The 16,157-nt window shown below is 72.3% G+C and carries 22 protein-coding genes and 2 pseudogenes; 14 read left to right on the forward strand and 10 right to left on the reverse strand.

The annotated features are described in order from the left end of the window. The first annotated feature begins 309 nt into the window (after positions 1-309). The 8 genes and pseudogenes from ABEE00_RS03935 to ABEE00_RS03970 form a co-directional block, all read left to right on the forward strand. Positions 310-846: a hypothetical protein gene (locus ABEE00_RS03935; RefSeq protein WP_345743792.1), complete on the forward strand. Its 537-nt coding sequence runs from the start codon at positions 310-312 to the stop codon at positions 844-846. Next, positions 843-1,112, forward strand: coding sequence for a hypothetical protein (locus tag ABEE00_RS03940; RefSeq protein ID WP_345743793.1), 270 nt, complete (start codon positions 843-845; stop codon positions 1,110-1,112). Before ABEE00_RS03935 ends, ABEE00_RS03940 begins: the two co-directional genes overlap by 4 nt. Next, positions 1,067-1,465 carry a glycosyltransferase family protein gene (locus tag ABEE00_RS03945; RefSeq protein WP_345743794.1) on the forward strand — a complete coding sequence of 133 codons (399 nt, stop codon included), beginning with the start codon at positions 1,067-1,069 and terminating at the stop codon, positions 1,463-1,465. Before ABEE00_RS03940 ends, ABEE00_RS03945 begins: the two co-directional genes overlap by 46 nt. A 2-nt stretch (positions 1,466-1,467) precedes the next feature. Further along, entirely contained in the window at positions 1,468-2,250 is a 783-nt protein-coding gene (locus tag ABEE00_RS03950; protein WP_345743795.1) for a glycosyltransferase, read from the forward strand. 63 nt (positions 2,251-2,313) lie between these two features. Next, positions 2,314-2,700, forward strand: coding sequence for a BlaI/MecI/CopY family transcriptional regulator (locus ABEE00_RS03955; RefSeq protein WP_345743796.1), 387 nt, complete (start codon positions 2,314-2,316; stop codon positions 2,698-2,700). A 13-nt stretch (positions 2,701-2,713) separates the two neighbouring features. Continuing rightward, entirely contained in the window at positions 2,714-3,610 is an 897-nt protein-coding gene (locus ABEE00_RS03960) for a M56 family metallopeptidase (RefSeq protein ID WP_345743797.1), read from the forward strand. A gap of 124 nt (positions 3,611-3,734) precedes the next feature. Next, entirely contained in the window at positions 3,735-4,502 is a 768-nt protein-coding gene (locus ABEE00_RS03965; RefSeq protein ID WP_345743798.1) for a metallophosphoesterase family protein, read from the forward strand. A 57-nt stretch (positions 4,503-4,559) separates the two neighbouring features. Beyond that, positions 4,560-5,147 (forward strand): annotated as a pseudogene (locus ABEE00_RS03970) (HAD family hydrolase); the annotation flags it as partial. A 33-nt stretch (positions 5,148-5,180) separates the two neighbouring features. Here ABEE00_RS03970 and ABEE00_RS03975 read toward each other — a convergent pair. The 3 genes from ABEE00_RS03975 to ABEE00_RS03985 all read right to left on the reverse strand — a co-directional run bounded on the left by ABEE00_RS03975 (position 5,181) and on the right by ABEE00_RS03985 (position 6,649). Beyond that, positions 5,181-5,801: a TOPRIM nucleotidyl transferase/hydrolase domain-containing protein gene (locus ABEE00_RS03975; RefSeq protein WP_345743799.1), complete on the reverse strand. Its 621-nt coding sequence runs from the start codon at positions 5,799-5,801 to the stop codon at positions 5,181-5,183. Between the two features lie 141 nt (positions 5,802-5,942). Then, positions 5,943-6,332, reverse strand: a complete 390-nt coding sequence (locus ABEE00_RS03980; RefSeq protein ID WP_345743800.1) for a VOC family protein — start codon at positions 6,330-6,332, stop codon at positions 5,943-5,945. After that, positions 6,329-6,649, reverse strand: a complete 321-nt coding sequence (locus ABEE00_RS03985) for an ArsR/SmtB family transcription factor (RefSeq protein ID WP_345743801.1) — start codon at positions 6,647-6,649, stop codon at positions 6,329-6,331. Before ABEE00_RS03985 ends, ABEE00_RS03980 begins: the two co-directional genes overlap by 4 nt. Positions 6,650-6,744: 95 nt before the next feature. On the opposite strand from ABEE00_RS03985, the gene ABEE00_RS03990 reads away from it, so the two are divergent. Both ABEE00_RS03990 and ABEE00_RS03995 read left to right on the forward strand, forming a co-directional pair. Continuing rightward, positions 6,745-6,975: a hypothetical protein gene (locus tag ABEE00_RS03990; RefSeq protein WP_345743802.1), complete on the forward strand. Its 231-nt coding sequence runs from the start codon at positions 6,745-6,747 to the stop codon at positions 6,973-6,975. A gap of 89 nt (positions 6,976-7,064) precedes the next feature. Next, positions 7,065-7,748 carry a DNA alkylation repair protein gene (locus ABEE00_RS03995; protein ID WP_345744062.1) on the forward strand — a complete coding sequence of 228 codons (684 nt, stop codon included), beginning with the start codon at positions 7,065-7,067 and terminating at the stop codon, positions 7,746-7,748. A 104-nt stretch (positions 7,749-7,852) separates the two neighbouring features. Here ABEE00_RS03995 and mihF read toward each other — a convergent pair whose 3' ends face one another. Then, complete coding sequence (gene mihF, locus ABEE00_RS04000; protein WP_345743803.1) at positions 7,853-8,167, reverse strand: integration host factor, actinobacterial type; 315 nt, start codon at positions 8,165-8,167, stop codon at positions 7,853-7,855. A gap of 298 nt (positions 8,168-8,465) precedes the next feature. Here mihF and ABEE00_RS04005 point away from each other — a divergent pair, with 298 nt between their 5' ends. Together ABEE00_RS04005 and ABEE00_RS04010 are read left to right on the forward strand one after the other, a co-directional pair. Then, positions 8,466-8,915 carry a DUF3592 domain-containing protein gene (locus tag ABEE00_RS04005; protein WP_345743804.1) on the forward strand — a complete coding sequence of 150 codons (450 nt, stop codon included), beginning with the start codon at positions 8,466-8,468 and terminating at the stop codon, positions 8,913-8,915. A 40-nt stretch (positions 8,916-8,955) separates the two neighbouring features. Continuing rightward, a complete protein-coding gene (locus ABEE00_RS04010) occupies positions 8,956-9,306 on the forward strand; it encodes a hypothetical protein (RefSeq protein WP_345743805.1) in 351 nt (116 codons plus the stop codon). 51 nt (positions 9,307-9,357) lie between these two features. Here the strand turns inward: ABEE00_RS04010 and ABEE00_RS04015 are convergent, their stop codons facing one another. From ABEE00_RS04015 to ABEE00_RS04035, 5 genes and pseudogenes are all read right to left on the reverse strand, one after another. Continuing rightward, positions 9,358-9,732 (reverse strand): fluoride efflux transporter FluC, encoded by a 375-nt coding sequence (locus ABEE00_RS04015; protein ID WP_345743806.1) that lies wholly within the window; start codon positions 9,730-9,732, stop codon positions 9,358-9,360. Next, positions 9,729-10,238 carry a FluC/FEX family fluoride channel gene (locus ABEE00_RS04020; protein WP_345743807.1) on the reverse strand — a complete coding sequence of 170 codons (510 nt, stop codon included), beginning with the start codon at positions 10,236-10,238 and terminating at the stop codon, positions 9,729-9,731. Before ABEE00_RS04020 ends, ABEE00_RS04015 begins: the two co-directional genes overlap by 4 nt. 202 nt (positions 10,239-10,440) lie before the next feature. Beyond that, positions 10,441-10,644 carry a hypothetical protein gene (locus ABEE00_RS04025; protein WP_345743808.1) on the reverse strand — a complete coding sequence of 68 codons (204 nt, stop codon included), beginning with the start codon at positions 10,642-10,644 and terminating at the stop codon, positions 10,441-10,443. A 224-nt stretch (positions 10,645-10,868) separates the two neighbouring features. After that, positions 10,869-12,680: pseudogene (locus ABEE00_RS04030) on the reverse strand (ABC transporter permease/substrate binding protein); the annotation flags it as partial. Then, positions 12,673-13,818: a quaternary amine ABC transporter ATP-binding protein gene (locus tag ABEE00_RS04035; RefSeq protein WP_345743809.1), complete on the reverse strand. Its 1,146-nt coding sequence runs from the start codon at positions 13,816-13,818 to the stop codon at positions 12,673-12,675. The pseudogene ABEE00_RS04030 and the gene ABEE00_RS04035, both read right to left, overlap by 8 nt. Positions 13,819-14,140: 322 nt before the next feature. On the opposite strand from ABEE00_RS04035, the gene ABEE00_RS04040 reads away from it, so the two are divergent. Continuing rightward, positions 14,141-14,530 carry a hypothetical protein gene (locus ABEE00_RS04040; RefSeq protein WP_345743810.1) on the forward strand — a complete coding sequence of 130 codons (390 nt, stop codon included), beginning with the start codon at positions 14,141-14,143 and terminating at the stop codon, positions 14,528-14,530. 104 nt (positions 14,531-14,634) lie between these two features. Beyond that, positions 14,635-15,216 (forward strand): TetR/AcrR family transcriptional regulator, encoded by a 582-nt coding sequence (locus ABEE00_RS04045; RefSeq protein WP_345743811.1) that lies wholly within the window; start codon positions 14,635-14,637, stop codon positions 15,214-15,216. A 29-nt stretch (positions 15,217-15,245) separates the two neighbouring features. On the opposite strand, the gene ABEE00_RS04050 is transcribed toward ABEE00_RS04045, so the two are convergent. Then, positions 15,246-16,067 carry an alpha/beta fold hydrolase gene (locus ABEE00_RS04050; protein ID WP_345743812.1) on the reverse strand — a complete coding sequence of 274 codons (822 nt, stop codon included), beginning with the start codon at positions 16,065-16,067 and terminating at the stop codon, positions 15,246-15,248. Positions 16,068-16,157: the final 90 nt, after the last annotated feature.

The following is a 16,157-nucleotide window of genomic DNA, read 5'->3' on the forward strand; positions in this document are numbered from 1 at the left end:
CTGCGCCGCATGCCCGCGCCCCGTTCGTGGGACATCGGGCGCCGGGAGGGGAGCCTCGTTCGCCCTGGTCAGCGGTGGTTCCCCGACTCAGGGGTGGAGTGAGCGGGCTCGTCGCTGAGCCCTGCCCCGCGCCCGGGCTGCCGCACACTCTCGTGGCATCGCCGCCCCGCCGGCTCTCTCCCGTGCTGTACGATCCGGAAACCCTACAGGCTGTAGGGTTGACGTGTTCCGGCACGGCGAACAGCTCGAAGAAGCCCGGCCAAGGCCGAAGAAGCTCAGCGAACAGCTCAGAGAACAGCGAGGCACGACATGCCGCAGTGCACTGATCCGGTCAGCCCGGCAGCGGCGGAGGTCGCGGAGGTCTGGCCGCGAGACGGGCAGATCCTGGTGCGCCTGGAGCCGACGGCGGCGCCCGGGGCCGAACGGGCCGCGCTCGTCCTGAGCCTCCGCGGCGACTCCGCGACCGCGCGGGAGCTGCCCTTCGAGCGGGTCGGCGACCGCCTGGAGGCGCGCATCCCGCTCACGGCGCTGACTGCGCCGGCCGGTACCGAACCGGGCCGCGCCGCACCCGGCCGCACCGCACCAGAGCAGCACCCCCGCGAATGGACCTGGGACCTGTACCTGGCCCTCGGCGAGGACCGCGGACTGCTGCGCCTGGGGCGGCACCTGGACGACGTGCAAGGGAAGAAGAGGATCTTCGTGTACCCGGCGCAGCACGCAGCGGGCGTCCGCGTGGTGCCGTACTACACGATCAAGGACAACCTCTCCGTCGACTGCGTACGGGACGGTGCGATCGGCGGCGCCGGCGGCGGCACGGCCCACGGTGCGCGGAAGGGGACCCGATGAAGATCCGCTTTATGCTACTGAACGCCTACGCGGTCGGCGGCACCGTGCGCACGGTCGTCAACCAGGCCAACGCGCTCGCCGACGCCGGACACGACGTGGAGATCATCAGCGTGCGGCGCGGGCGCGAGACCCCGCCTTCCCGCTGCGCCCGCGGGTCGGACTCCGCGCGCTGGTCGACGACACCGCCGAGCTCTCCGGTGTACGGCGGCGCTGCGAGGCGGTGCTGCGCGCGCGTCCGAGCGCGCTGGTGCCGCCGGACGAGGTGAAGTGCGCGCGCTTCGACCGGCTCACCGACCGCCGCATCGTGCGCTGCCTGCGCGCGCTGCGCGGCGGCGTGCTGATCACCACCCGCCCCGCGCTCAACCTGCTCTCCGCCCGCTTCACCGACGCCTCCGTCGTACGCGTCGGCCAGGAGCACCTGCACTACGCCCACCACAAGCCCGCGCTCGCCCAGGAGATCGACCACTGGTACGCGAAGCTGGACGCGCTGACCGTGCTGAACGAGGCCGACCTGAGGGTGTACGCGGACCGGCTGGCCGGAGGCGGTGTACGATCGAGCGCATCCCCAACCCGCTCCCCGACACCGCCCCGGCCCGCTCGGCGCTGCGCCGGCCGCTGATCGTGAGCGCCGGGCGGCTGGTGAAGGCGAAGGGGTTCGCGACGCTGATCGAGGCGTTCGCGCCGCTGACCGAGACGCACCCCGAGTGGCGGCTGCGCATCTACGGCGCGGGCCCTGACCGCGACCGGCTGCGCGCCCTCATCCACGAGCGGCACCTCTACAACCACGTCTATCTGATGGGCAACACGTGCGAGTTGGACGCCGAGCTGAGCAAGGCGTCCGTCTTCGCGCTGGCCTCGCGGCACGAGGGCTTCGGGATGGTGCTGGCCGAGGCGCAGAGCCACGGGGTACCGCCGGTCGCCTTCGACTGCCCGAACGGGCCGCGCGAGATCATCACCGACGGCGAGGACGGCCTGCTCGTGCCCCTCGGCGACAGGGCGGGGCTCGGCCGAGCCCTCGGGTGGCTGGTCGAGGACCCCGCGCTGCGCCGGGCGATGGGCGACCGCGCCCACGAATCCGCGCACCGCTTCCGCCCCTGCCGCATCCGCGCCCGGTGGGAGCGGCTGCTCGGTGAGCTGGCGGCGGCCAAGACCGGCGTGCCCGCACAGGTCGGCCGGTCGTACGGGGATGTGGGGGACGCGGATGCGCGGGACGCCGCGCCGGATCAGGTCCCCGACGCCGCGGGCGAGACGGAGGCCGCCGAGGCGCTGGAGGAGAGCGCCGCCACCGTGGACGGGGTCGCCGACGCCGAGGTGTGGCACGGCGGGTCCGGCGTCCGGCAGGAGGACGCCGGGGTGTGGGCCGGCGAGGAGGGCTGCGACGACGAGCCCGAGCGGACCCGCTAGCCCCCGGGAGAGGGAGCGGAAGCACCCGTCCCGCTCCGACCCTACGCGCTGTAAGGTGACGGCATGAGCGGCAGCAACCCCTCCGGCCCGGCCCGGCGCGGCGCCGGAGGACTGGAGAGCGAGGTTCTGGCCACCCTGTGGGCGGCGGAGCACCCGCTGACCCCGACCGAGGTGCAGAACGAGGTCGGCGATCTCGCGTACAACACCGTGCACACCATCCTGAAGCGGCTGTACGACAAGGGCCTGGTGGTCCGCGATGCCGACGGGCGCCGCGGCGCCTACCGCCCGGCGAAGAACGCCGCCGAGATGACCGCCGAGGCCATGCACCAGGCACTCGGGCGCGGTCCCGACCGGATCGCCAGCCTGCAGCAGTTCGTCACCGGCCTCAGCCGCGACGAGGAGCAGGCCCTGCGCGATCTCCTCGCCAGGGGCGGCGAGGGCGACTCCTGAGGACGGGCCCGCCATGAGGATCGACGTCTATCTCCCGCTCGTGCTCTCCCTGCTGCTGGCCGCCGTGGCACCGCAGGTGGGCAAGCGGATGGCGCCTGCGCCCGCCGCCAGGGCGCTGACCGCGGCCGCCGTGCTCACCGCTGCCGCCACCGCGTGGGCGCTGGCGCTGCTGGCCTTCACGCTCCTCGACGTGGTGCCGCCGGTCGCCGCCGAGGCGCACGAGCACGGCCGCTCGCTGCCCGACCCGGTGCCCGAGGCCATCGCGGTGCTCGCGCTCGGCGCGTTCGGCGTTCTCGCGCACCGGTTCCTCCGTGCCCTGCGCGGTGAGTTCGCGACCCGCCGCGCCCTGCGACGGCTGCGCGAGGGGCACCCCGGCGGGAGCGAACTCATCGTCGCCGACTCCGCCGCGATGCGGGCCTTCGCCGTGCCCGGCAGGCCGGGGCGCATCCTGGTCACCGCGGGCATGCTGGGCGCCCTCGACCCCGCCGAACGCCGCATCCTGCTCGCCCACGAGCGCGCGCATCTCACCCACCGGCACGCCAGGATCGTCACCGCGGTGACCCTCGCCGCCGCGGCCAACCCGCTGCTGGATCCCGTACGCGGCACCGTCGCCTATCTCGTGGAGCGCTGGGCCGACGAGCACGCGGCGCACGCCGTCGGCGACCGCTCCCGCACCGCCCGCACCCTGGCCCGGGTCGCGCTGCTCGCCCAACAGCCGTGTCCCGCCCAGGCGCTGGGCTTCTCCGAACACGCCGTGCTGCGCCGCGTGACCGCGCTCCAGTCCTCGCCGCCGCCGCGCCTGTGGCCCATCGGCGCCGCGGTGCTCGCGCTCGGCATCGTCCCGGCCCTGGGCGCGGCCGACGCCACGAGCGACTTCCTCACCCTCCTCGCCCACGCGTTCCTCGGCTGACCGCCGGCAGGTCTGTGCGGCGGATCTGCGCGGGCGGATCTGCGCGGGCGGGTTTGCGCCGACGGGTCTGCGCGGATGGCGAACACGCCCTCCGCCGGCCCCCGTACGCGCCACAGTGCTGCTCATGCCGAACCGCACAGCAGTCCTCTCCGACATCCACGGCGTACTGCCCGCCCTCCGCGCGGTGCTGGACGAGCCCGAGGTGCGCGCCGCCGAGCGCATCGTGCTGACCGGCGACATAGCCGCGGGCCCCCAACCGGTCCAGGTGCTGGACACGCTGGCGCGGCTGGGAGAGCGCGCCGTGTGGATCGCCGGCAACGCCGACCGCGAACTGCTCGAATACCGCCGCGGCGAACGCGACACCCTGCCGGACCCGGTATCCACCTGGGCCGCACGCCAACTGCGCGCCGACCAACTGGACTTGCTCGCAGGTCTGCCGCGCTCGGCCCGTCTGCCGGTACGGGGCTTGGGAACGGTGGAGTTCTGCCACGCCACCCCGCGCGACGACGAGGAGGTCGTCCTGGTCGACTCGCGCCTGGAGCGCTGGCGGGAGGTCTTCGCCGGGCTCGGTCCCGAAGTGGCCGCTGTCGTCCTCGGGCACACCCACATGCCCTTCGTCCGCGTCGCCGACGGCCGCCTGGTGGTCAATCCGGGCAGCGTCGGCATGCCGTACGGACTCCCCGGCGCGCACTGGGCGCTGCTGGGGCCCGGGGCCGAACTGCGTACCACGCACTTCGACGTCGAGGCGGCCGTCCGCGAGGTCCTCGGGGACTGCTCCTGTGCAGAGGCCGCCGAGTGGGCGGACTCCTACCTGCGCTCCTGCCCAAGCGACGCGGAGGCCCTCGAGGTCTTCGGGGCGCTCGACGGGCGTGGTCCTGGCAGTGGCGCTTGACCTTGTCCGAAGGGAAAGGCCCACGGTGGCTTCCGGTCGACGGGCGAGGCAAGGGAGCTGGGTGTGCGGTGCGTGATTCTCGATATCGGCGGGGTGCTGGAACTCACGCCCGCCACCGGGTGGACGGGGCGCTGGGAGGCGCGGTTGGGGCTGGCCGCGGGGAGCGTGGGGCGGCTGCTGGCGGATGTGTGGGAGGACGGGGAAGTGGGGGCGCTCAGTGAGGAGCAGGTGCGCCGACTGGTCGGCGTGCGGCTGGAGTTGGACGCGGCGCGGGTCGAGGACTTCATGGGCGACCTGTGGGCCGAGTACCTGGGCAGCGCGAACGAGGAGCTGATCGCGTACGTACGGGGGCTGCCCCCGCGCTGCCGGGTGGCCCTGCTGAGCAACAGCTTCGTGGGCGCGCGGGAGCGGGAGGCCGCGCGGTACGGCTTCGACGCGCTGGCCGAGCAGATCCTCTACTCGCACGAGACCGGCCTGCGCAAGCCCGACCCCCGCGCCTACGCCCTGGCCTGCGACCGTCTCGAAGTGGCCCCGGATGACTGCCTGTTCGTGGACGACGTCGAGCGCAATGTGCGCGCCGCCCGTACGGCGGGAATGCGGGCGCACCTCTTCGAGAGCACCGAGGGGACCATCGCGCGGATCGCGGAGTTCAGCGCTGATCTCCCGGATGGGGCCCGGTCAGAGGCTGTTGAGCAGCCCGTCCAACGGCGCCGGTACGCGGTCGGGGTCCAGCGCCTCGACCAGGAGGCGCCCGTAACGGATCTTGCGCCCCTTCTTCGTACCGAGGAAGCGCCGCATCTGCCGCTCGGCGCCGCGCCCCTGCTGCGCGGGCTGGCGCAGGAAGATGCGCAGGGCGCGCTCGTCGCCGTGCTCCCGGAGGAGAGCGCGCACCCGGTCCGTGCCGAGCGCGCGGATCAGCTCCTCCTCCAGGTCGGCGGAGCAGACGAAGAAGTCGTGCGGCGGCGCGAGGAGGGCACGCTCCCAGCCGCGTACGTAGTAGCCGCGCTCCGCCTCGTCGCACAGCCCGGCGAGCCGCAGGCCCAGTCCGGGCGGGCCGAGGAGTCCTGCGAAGCGCCCGACGCCCATCGCCCCGCCCATCGGCAGGACGCACACGCCCTCGGCCGCCAGGTCCCGGCCGCGCCGCTCGGCCAGCGCGTCGACGGCGGCCGCGTCGCTGAGCCCTTCGAGGAGGACGGCCGTACGGACGGGAAGCCGGGCGGCCAGCTCGCGCGCGGGGTCCCCCGGCCCGCCGGCCGCCCACGCCAGAACCGCCGCACGGAACGCCGCCATATCAGCCATGCGATGAGTCTCCGCCGCACCCGCCCGCCGCGGTAGCGGTTTTCCACCGGGCACTGTGTGTGCGGGGCACGACTCCTGCGCCGGTCACGACGCGCGTACGGGGTGCGGCGCACGTACGGAGGACCGCTGACCCCCGTGGCGTTACTCCGCCTCCGTCGCGATCTGGATCAGGTTGCCGCAGGTGTCGTCGAGCACCGCGGTCGTGACGGGACCCATCTCCAGGGGCTCCTGGGTGAAGTGCACACCGAGGCCGCGCAGCCGCTCGTACTCGGCGTGCACGTCGTCCACGGCGAACTGGGCCAGCGGGATGCCGTCGGCGATCAGCGCGTCGCGGTACGGCTGGACCGCGGGGTGTCCCGAGGGCTCCAGCAGCAGCTCGGTGCCCGAGGGGTTCTCGGGGGAGACGACGGTGAGCCAGCGCGCCTCGCCCAGGTCGATGTCGTGCTTCTTCTGGAAGCCGAGGACCTCGGTGTAGAAGTGCGCGGCCTTCGCCTGGTCGTCGACGAACACGCTGGTCATGTTGATCCTCATGGGGAGCTCTCCTCCGGTTCTGAGGGGTCTGGCGGTTCTGGGGTTTCTGGCGCCGTCCAGCGCTCGGCGATCTGCCGCAGCGGGGCGGTGTCGATGTCGTGGTACTTGTAGCGGCCTTCCCGCCTGGTCTCGACGAGCCCGGCGGCCTCCAGCACGGCGAGGTGCTGGGAGACGCCCTGGCGCGAGAGGTTCAGCCGGTGCTTCATCGTCAGTCGCGTGCAGATCTCGAACAGTGTCTGTCCCGACTTGAGCGTCAGCTCGTCGAGGATGGTCCGGCGGGTGGGATCGGCCAGCGCTTTGAACAGGTCGTCGGCCACGTACTCACCATAGGCAAGTCTGTGCTTGCCTGTCGATCCTGGAACGGTGCGCGGCGACGTACGGTGGAAGGTGACGAGGGTCAGGAGGTGGCGTGATGCTCGATTCACGACCGACGCTCGAATCGCTTCTCCACGCGTGGCACGACGCGCGGGAGCGCGAGCAGGAGGCGATGCGCCGCGCGCAGGAGTCGGCGGGCTCCGAGGGGGCGGACGACGCGCTGACGGCGGCCGAGCGCGAGGCCGAGGAGGCGAAGGCCGAGCGCATGCGGCTGGAGGAGCTGTACTGGGAGGAGTTCCGGCTCCAGCAGATGCCCGGCTACACCTGAGCCGGACGCCCACGGGCGGCGGGCACACATGAGGGACCTCTGTCCCCGTCGTACGCTGGGATTTCGTGAGCGAGGGGCAGGAGGCTGCGGTGGCCGGTACGGCGCTGGGTGAAGTGAGGGCCGAGCTGGCCGCACTGGAGGACGCGAAGACGCGCGCGGTGAACGAGCGGCACGGCGACGACCACGCCGTGAACCTCACCAAGCTGCGCGCGCTCGCCAAGCGGCTCAAGACACAGCAGGATCTCGCGCGCGAGCTGTGGGCGACGGGGGACTCGGCGGCCAGGCTGCTGGCGATGCTGATCTGCCGCCCCAAGGCGTTCGAGCGCGACGAGCTGGACGCGATGCTGCGCGAGGCGCGCACACCCAAGGTCCACGACTGGCTCGTGAACTACGCGGTGAAGAAGAGCCCGCACGCCGAGGAGCTGCGGGTGTCCTGGATGGCCGACGCGGACCCGGACGTCGCGGCCGCCGGATGGGCGCTGACCACCGAACGCGTGGCGAAGAAGCCGGCGGGGCTCGACCTCGCCGGGCTGCTCGACGTCATCGAGGCGCGCCTGAAGGACGCACCGGACCGCCTGCAGTGGGCGATGAACCACTGCCTCGCGCAGATCGGCATCGAGCACCCGGAGCACCGGGCCCGCGCCCTCGCCGTCGGCGAGCGCCTGGAGGTGCTCAAGGACTATCCGACCTCACCGGGCTGCACGTCCCCGTACGCGCCGACCTGGATCACCGAGATCGTGCGCAGGCGGGACGGCGAGCAGAAGACCGGCTGACCGTACGTGGGCGGCTGGCCCTACGTGGGTGCTTGACCGTACGCGGCCGGCGCCCTGTCGTGGGGGCGCCGCGCCTCGCCCCGCACCCGGCGGGGCGAGGACGGTCAGGACTGCGGCGGGAAGATCTCCAGCAGCCGCTCCTTCTGACGGGCACCGAGGCCCTGGATGCGGCGGCTCTCGGCGATCTTGAGGTCCTCAAGGAGCTGTCCGGCACGCACCTTGCCGATGCCGGGAAGCGACTCCAGCAGGCGGCGCACCGGCGTCTTGCCGACCACCTGGTCGTCGCGCTCCAGCACCTCCTTGAGCGACACCTTCCCGTCCTTGAGCTTGTTGAGCACCGTCGCGCGCTCCTTGCGCACGGCGGCGGCCTTCGCCAGGGCGTCGGCACGCGCCTGGGGAGTCAGTGCGGGAACGGCCATGAGGCACCCCTCCTTGCCTTCTCTTACGAGGTTCGCGGCGGCCATCCTCACCCTCTCCCGGGCCCAATTACCAGCGGTTTCCCGAGAATTCCGGCCCTGAGGGCCAGATTCCGTCCGCATCGCGCCCGCATCACGCGCGGATCCGGGCCGCCGGAGGGCCCGATGGAACCGCGGAAGGGGTCACGGACGACCTCCCCCGGGGCCCACGGGAGCGGATGGATAGCGTGGGTTGCCCTGTACGAGGCGCGGGCGGAGCGGCCCGTGGCAGCACGCACGCAGTGGCAAGACGGAGGTACCGGTGCTCGTTTGGATCATCCTGTTGCTGATCGGGCCCGTGGCGCTGGGAGTCGGCGTCCGCGAGATACGGCTGGAGCGGTGGCTGCGGCTCAAGGGCGTCCGCGTCCAGGGGACCGTGGCCCGGCACGTACGGGGCGGGCCCGGTAACGCGGGAAAGCCGGGGCACCGCACGAGGTCCATGTTCGCGATGGTGGAGTACGTCGACGCCGACGGGAACCCCGGCGAACTCAAGGCCACCTCCAACCGCACCGTGCACTGGCCGGTCGGACGCGAGATCCCCGTGGTCCACCTCCCCGGACAGCCCAAGACGGCCCGCATCGACGTGACATCGGAACGCCGCGCCAGGATCCGCGTATGCATGGTGGTCGGCACGGGCTTCACGGTGGCCCCACTGGTAGCCATGGCCACCGGCACAGGGACCGGGACCGGGACTGGCACGGGTCACGTCTGAGGGCGGCGCGCATTCACCGGCGACCCGCTAGCTTGTGCGCATGTCTTCCGCGCTTCTCGTGGGCTACGACCCCGACGCGTTACCCGGCCACGACGCGGCAGCGCTGAACGCGGCACTCGACGCGGAGTTGAAGCGGTTCGCCGAGCACGGCATCGAGGCGGGCTCGGTACTCGTCGTGTGGGACGGCTCGGCCGAGGGAGTGCTCGCGGCCGCGTTGAGCGAGCGCGCGTGGGACGTCGTGGTCGTCGGCGGCGGGATCCGCAAGACGGAGGAGCTGCTTCCGCTGTTCGAGCAGGTACTGAACCTGACCCGCCGTCATGCGCCCCAGGCCGCCCTCGCGTTCAACACCGGTATCGGGGACAGCGTCGAGGCGGCACGGCGCTGGCTCTGAGCCCCGTACTCTCAACTCCCTTGTGCGCGGCGACAGTGCGTCCGGCGGAAGCTAGCTCCACACCGCCTGGGCTGTCGCCGCTCCCGCGAAGGCCGCGCCCAGGCCGGCCAGGACGGTCGCGGTCACGTTCAGGGCGGCGAAGAGGCGTGCTCCGGACTCGGCCAGGCGCAGCGTCTCGTAGGAGAAGGTCGAGTACGTGGAGAGGGCGCCGCACAGGCCCGCGCCGAGGAAGAGGCGTACGGGGGAGGTGACGGCGCCCGCCGTGACCGCGCCGGTGAGCGCGCCCAGGACCAGGCAGGCGGCCACGTTCACCACGAGGGTGCCCCAGGGGAACGCGCTGTCGTGCCGCTGCTGCACGGCCCGGTCGGTCAGATACCGCAGCGGCGCGCCGATCGCCCCGCCCGCGAGGACGAGCAGCCAGTTCACGCGGCACGCCCCCTGGCCAGCACGCGGCGGGTCACCGTCGCCGCAGCGGTCACGGCCGCCAGCGCCACCAGCAGTGTGAGCAGCAGATACGCCAGTGCGGTACGCGCCGACCCGCCCTGCGCCAGGCGCCCGACGTCGACGGCGTACGTGGAGAAGGTGGTGAAACCGCCCAGCACCCCCGTACCGAAGAAGGGCCGGAGGAGGTGGTGCGGCGACCGCGCCTCGGTGATCACCACGAGGAAGGCGCCGAGCACGGCGCAGCCGATGCCGTTCACCCACAGCGTCGTCCAGGGGAAGGCGCCGGGGGAGGCGGGCCAGAGCAGCGAGGCGCCGTAACGCGCAGCCGCGCCGAGCGCTCCGCCGAGGGACACGGCGGCGATCACGGTCCCCTGCCCGCGGGCAGGGGCCGGTCGCGGTGCGGGGTCTGACGGCTCGGTTCCGGGCCCGGCGGGGGAAGCGGCACCGGAATCGGCGGGTTCGGCCACGTGGGCGTACGGAGCTCCCATGGGGACACGTCTCCTACTCACAGGGCGCCCTCGACGGGCGCTCTCTCGTCAGCAGGGACCGTTGGCGGCGTCCTGTGCCGCGGTTCGGGTGCGGCGAGCCCCACCGCCGCGCGGCGAACTCCCGTGATGGAGACGCCGCTTACTCAACGGTACCCGCCGCCGGAAGGCGCTCCGGCGGCGGGCCCTGTCGTCGTGCGACCGGTCAGATCGCGGCGTTCGCGCGCCGCTCGCGGCAGCGGGAGATGCGGGCCTCGCGCACCTCGCGTGCCCGGGAGAGCGCCGCGGCCTCGCGGTCGTCGCGGCGCGGGGTGTGCCCGGGGCCGACGACGTCGCGGACGCGGGCCCACAGGCCGTGGCGCTGCGAGGTCTTCTTCCCGGAGGTCTCGGAGGGGGAGACGTGCGTCATGGCGTGCTTCTCTCTTGCGTGCGCTGCGCGCGGTCCGTCGTGCTTCCACGATCCGCCGCGCACGCGGTCTCTGGTAGGTGCCGAAGGTCCCGTGACCGCAGGCCACAGGACCGCCGGAGTCGGTCAGGGCCCCGGCGCGGGCCCTCGCGGACCCGCGCCGGGGGAGGGGCGCCCGGTCAGGCGACGGGCGCGGCGTGAGGCGCCGCGTCCTCCTCGCGGGCCGGAACCCGCTCGGCCCCCGCCGCCTTCGGCTTGCCCTGCTGCTTGCCCTTGGGGGCGATCTTGTCGACCATGCCCGGGTTCTTCTTGAGCCAGGCGCGGACGCCCTCCTGCTCATGGCCCTTGCCCGCGCTGCGGACGGCGTTCTCCAGGCTGGTGAGCTGCTTCTCGTTGAGGTGGAAGTTCTTCATCCAGTTCGCGACCTCGGGCTGCTCCTTCGCGAAGCCCTTGCGGCCGAGCATGTGGATGCCGTCACCGCTGCCGAAGGCGCCCTTGGGGTCCTTGAGCTTGGTGAGGTCGAACTTGTCGTACGCCCAGTGCGGCGACCACAGCGTGACCGCGATCGGCTCGTGCTTGCGGTAGGCGCGGTCCAGCTCGGCCAGCATCGACGCGGTGTTGCTGGTCACGAGCTTGTACTTGCCGGAGAGCCCGTACTTCGGCGCGACCTGCTTCTTGTAGATGTCGGTCTCGCCCGCGCCCGGCTCGATGCCGACCATGCGGTTCTTGAACTTGCCCGCCTGCGCCGGCAGGTCCTCCAGCGACTTGACGCCCTTCACGTACTTGGGCACCGCGACCTCGAGGGAGGTCTTGTCGTACCAGGCGCCGAAGTCCTCGAGGTCCTTCTTGTACTTCTTCCAGTACTGCTCGTGCGTCACCGGCAGCCAGGAGTTGGTCTGCACGTCGATGTCGCCGCGCGCCTGGCCCGCGTAGAGCGCGCCGGCCTCGTACGACTGGACCTCGGGCTTGTAGCCGCGCTGCTCCAGGACCTCCTTCCACAGGTACGTGGTGGAGGTGCCCTCGTCCCAGTTGACGTAGCCGATGTTGACCGTCGCGCCCTGCTTGCCGTCGCTGTGCATCAGCGGCGGGACCCAGGCGAAGCCGCCGACCACGAGGAAGCCGACCGAGGCCAGCGAGGTCGCGGGCTTCCAGTGCAGGAAGCGGGCGCCGGCGCTCGCGGTGGCGCGCTCCTTGGCGAGGCTGCGGCGGCCCAGCGCGGACACGCGCTGGTTGAGCGCGGAGATCATCCGGTCCAGGTACATGGCGAGGATGACCACGGCGATGCCGCCCTCGAAGCCCAGCGGAAGGTCGTTGGAGCTGATCGAGTCGTAGATCGTGGAGCCGAGGCCGCCGCCGCCGACCATGCCGGCGATGACGACCATGGACAGCGCGAGCATGATCGTCTGGTTGACGCCCGCCATGATCGTCGGCAGCGCCAGGGGGATCTGCACGCCGAAGAGGGTGCGCCGCGGCGGGGTGCCGAACGCGTCGGCCGCCTCCACGAGCTCCTTGTCCACCTGCCGGATGCCCAGCTCGGCCATGCGGACGGCCGGGGGCATGGAGAAGACGACGGTGGCGACCATGCCGGGCACCACGCCGACGCCGAAGAAGAAGATGCCGGGGATCAGGTAGACCATCGCGGGCATCGTCTGCATGAAGTCGAGCACGGGCCGCAGCAGCGCGCTGACCGCGCGGTTGCGGGAGGCCCAGATGCCCAGCGGGATGGCGATGACCAGGCTGATCGCGGCGGAGACGAGCACCAGCGACAGGGACTCCATCGCGGCGTCCCACTGCTCGATGGAGATGATCAGCGAGAAGCCGGCGAAGACGAGCAGCGCGGGCAGGAACCCGCGCAGCCACCACGCGATGACCGCGAACACGCCCGCGAGCAGCAGGGGTTCGGGCGCCCCGAGGAAGCCCTCCAGGCCGTCGTACATGCCCTGGACGAGCATCTTCACGAAGTCGAAGAACCAGGCGATGTGGTCCCGGAGCCAGTTGACGCCGGTGTTGATCCAGGTCCCGAGTTCCAGTCTAGGCACGGGAGTTCACCTCTTCTCCCTGTGCTGCACCCTTCGCGGACTGCGGACCCGGCTGCGACGGCACGGCCCCGGCCGTTCCGCCGCTCACGGCCGCGGCCTGCTCGGGCGCGGGGTCGCCGAGTACGGACAGCAGCCGCTCGGTGGTGACGGTCCCGGCGAGCTGGCCCTTGCCGTCGAGCACGGCGACCGGCACGGAGCTCCCGGCGCACGGTGCGAACAGTTCGTACAGCGGCGTGTCCTTGGCGACCCTGGCGGGCGCGGAGGTGAGGATCTCCGCTGCGTCCTGGCCGGGTGCGGGCCGCTCCATCACGGCGCCCGCGGTCAGCACGCGGGAGCGGTCGACGTCCTGGATGAAGGACGCGACGTAGTCGTTGGCCGGGCGGACGAGGATGTCCTCGGCGGTGCCGTTCTGCACGATGCGGCCGTCGCGCATGACCGCGATCCGGTCGCCCAGGCGCATGGCCTCGTTGAGGTCGTGGGTGATGAAGACGATGGTCTTCTTGAGCTCCTTCTGGAGCTCGATGAGCTGGTCCTGCATGTCGCGCCGGATCAGCGGGTCGAGCGCGCTGAACGACTCGTCCATGAGCAGCAGTTCGGCGTCGGTCGCCAGCGCGCGTGCCAGGCCGACGCGCTGCTGCATGCCGCCGGACAGCTCGTCCGGCCAGGACTTCTCCCAGCCCTTGAGCCCGGCGAGTTCGAGCGCGCGGGTGGCGCGCTCCTCCCGCTCGGCGCGGGGCACGCCCTGGACCTCCAGGCCGTAGGCGGCGTTCTGCAGCACGCTGCGGTGGGGGAAGAGCGCGAAGTGCTGGAACACCATGCTGATCTTCTGCGAACGGACCTGGCGGAGCGCGCGGGGGCTCAACGCGGTGAGGTCCTGGCCGTCAACGGAGACCCGGCCCGAGGTGGGGTCGAGCAGACCGTTCAGCATGCGCAGGAGGGTGGACTTCCCGGATCCGGAGAGTCCCATGACGACGAATATCTCGCCCTCTTCGACCTCGAAGGAGGCGTCGACGACGGCCGCGGTCGTGCCTTCGGCACGCAGCTCGTCCCGCTCGGTTCCGGCCTCGAGCCGGGACACCGCGTCACCGGCTCTCTTGCCGAAGACCTTGTACAGCCTCTCGGCTTTCAGTTTTGACACATACACCTCTCCGGTCGAGCGGACAGAACCGGCCCCTCTCCCCTGTGGCCGGATTCGGTACGCACTGCATGCCGCACGGCTGCCAGGCCATACGTCATGCGGGGCGTACCGGGAGAAACGCCTCCCTCGCGGGGGCGCCTGACCGGACATCGCGGTCCGGGCCGCACGCGCCCCTGCCCCCGGTCCGCTGTCTCAAACCGAACCGTGGCCTTCCTCACATCCCCTGCGGGCACCCTTGCGGGCACCTTGCGGTCCCTTGCCGCGGCCGGGTTCGTGCGCCGGAGGGCTTGCCAGAGTTATCCATCCGGATAAAGTTATCCGCATGGATAACTCCGTGTACGTACGTCTCCGCGCGCTCTTCCTCGCCGTACTGGCGCTCTCGCTCGCCGCGCTCGGCGTCGCGGCGGTCCTCGGCGGAAGCGACGCCGTCTGGGTTCGCGGCGTGATCGTCACGGTCCTCGCCGGGGTCCTCGTCGCACTGGCGCGGCGGGCCTTCCTGGGCAGCCGCGGCGCCTATCTGCGGATGCGGATCATGACCGCGGCCGGACCCGTCGCGGCCGCGGCCCTGGTGGCGCTGCCGCACGACGGCTTCCCCGGGTGGATGAAGGCCGAGCAGGCTGTGATCGGGATACTGCTGGCGGCCGCGGCGGTCGTGCTGGGGCGCGCCGACGTACGGCGGGCCTACCGCAAGGGCGCGCCGGTGCCCCGGTGAATGCGGCCCGGCGCCGCGCCGGAGGGCTGTCCCGCCGAAGAACCGCCCCGCGTCCGAGAACCGCCCCGCGACCGAGAACCGTCCCGATGAGGAGCAGCACCGCCATGAGCGCCACCCCCCGCCGCGAGGCGACCACGGCCCGCAGGGATCAGATCATCCGGGCCGCCGTGGGCCTGCTGGCCGAGCGCGGGTACCAGGCCACCACCTTCGACGCCATCTGCCGCCGGGCCGGGCTCTCCAGCAAGCGGCTGATCACCTATCACTTCTCCGGCAAGGAGGAGCTGTACGCGGCGATCGCCGGCCAAGTCGTCGCCGAGGCGGAGGAGTTCACCCGGCCCGCGCTGGACGAGGCCGAAGGGGCCCGCGCGACCCTGTCCGCCTTCATCCGCGCGAACGTGCGCTTCATGGCGGACCACCTGGCGCAGATGCGGGCCCTCCAGCAGCTCATCGTCAACGGCGGCGAGGCATGGGCGCAGCCGCACGCCGAGGCGCTGGACCGGCTCACCGGGCTCTTCGCGGAGGGGAGCAGGACCGGGGAGTTCCGGCCCTGCGACCCCCGCGTGACGGCGACGGCACTGCGCGCGGCGCTGGACGGCATGTACGAGCCGCTCGCCGCGGGGGCCGAGCCCGACGCGTGCGCCGGGGAACTGGCCGAGCTCTTCGACCGTGCGGTGCGGCCGGACTGAGCGCGGCGTTGGGGGCGGGATGTGCGGCCTCAGCCGCGCAGGAACGTCAGCAGGTCCGCGTCGAAGGCCTCCTCGAAGTCGCCGGTGAGGCCGTGCGGGGCGCCCGGGTACAGCTTGAGCTGGGCGTCCTTGACCAGGTGCGCTGCCTTGGGGGCCGAGGCCGCGACCGGCACGATCCGGTCCTCCTCGCCGTGGGCGATGAGGAGGGGCACGTCGATGCTCCGCAGGTCCTCCGTGAAGTCGGTCTCCGAGAACTGCGCGACGCAGTCGTACGCCGCCTTCGCCCCGCAGGCCATGCTCATCAGCCAGAACGCGTCCAGCGTCCCCTGCGGAACGGTGGAGCCCGGCTGGTCGGCGCCGTAGAAGACCACGCTCAACTCCCGGTAGTACTGCGAGCGGCTGAGCCGTACCCCCTCCCTGATGCCGTCGAACACCTCGCGCGGCGTGCCCTCCGGGTTGTCCGGAGTCCTGAGCATCAGCGGCGGAACGGCACCCAGCAGCACCGCCTTTGCCACCCGCGCTGTGCCGTGCCGCCCCAGATAGCGGACCACTTCGCCGCCGCCCGTGGAGTGCCCGACCAGCACGGCGTCCTCCAGCCCGAGGGTGTCGAGCAGTGCGGCGAGGTCGTCGGCGTAGGTGTCCATGTCGTTGCCCTGCCAGGGCTGTTCGGAGCGCCCGTGCCCGCGGCGGTCGTGCGCCACGGCGCGGAAGCCGCTCTCCGCCACCAGCCGCATCTGGTTGTCCCAGGCGTCCGCGTGCAGCGGCCATCCGTGGCTGAACACCACGGGACGGCCCTCGCCCCAGTCCTTGTAGTACAGCCGTGTGCCGTCCGCCGCGCTGAAGAAGCTCATGTCCCCTCCGGGCTCCGATGGATACCGCTGGTGAAGCTAGCGCCCCACGGGACACCCGGACATATCTCCAAGAGCACTGCATTCCACCCC

It is taken from the genome of Streptomyces odontomachicola, assembly GCF_039605595.1.
GTDB lineage: Bacteria > Actinomycetota > Actinomycetes > Streptomycetales > Streptomycetaceae > Streptomyces.